General features: G+C 43.9%; 1 protein-coding gene. It reads right to left on the reverse strand.

Going from position 1 to position 467, the window contains the following annotated elements; genetic code table 11:
- Positions 1-28 precede the first annotated feature (28 nt).
- Positions 29-467: HisA/HisF-related TIM barrel protein (locus tag KH893_RS12015; protein WP_281166308.1), on the reverse strand; the 439-nt coding region annotated here is incomplete at its 5' end.

Below are 467 nucleotides of genomic sequence, written 5' to 3' on the forward strand. Positions count from 1 at the left end.
AAACAGGGAATAATTCGTTTTGCTAGCATTATCTCACCTCCGCTAAATCAACTAATGTTATGGTACCGACCGCTAATGCCTTACCAATAATGATGTCTGATAAACCGAGCTCTTGTAATGTTTGGATATCTAGCAGGTTGCGAATACCTCCACTGGCAATCAGGTTGGCAATTGGCAACTTAACGTGTAACGCCCTGTAAAGTTCTAAGTTGGGGCCCTGCATGGTGCCGTCGCGTGCAACATCAGTGACAATAAAATTTTTGGCGCCACTAGCAAACATCAATTTCATCAATCTGCTCATCTTCATTTGGGACTGGTCCAACCATCCGTTAATGGCTACATAACCATTTTGGCCATCGATGCCAATGACAATCCGGTCACCACCGAATTCGGCTAATAGTCGTTTGACCAGTGCTGGATTTGTTAAGGCGGTTGATCCAAGAATTAAACGGTCAATACCCAACTTT

The organism is Liquorilactobacillus sicerae, assembly GCF_029916425.1.
Lineage (GTDB): Bacteria > Bacillota > Bacilli > Lactobacillales > Lactobacillaceae > Liquorilactobacillus > Liquorilactobacillus sicerae.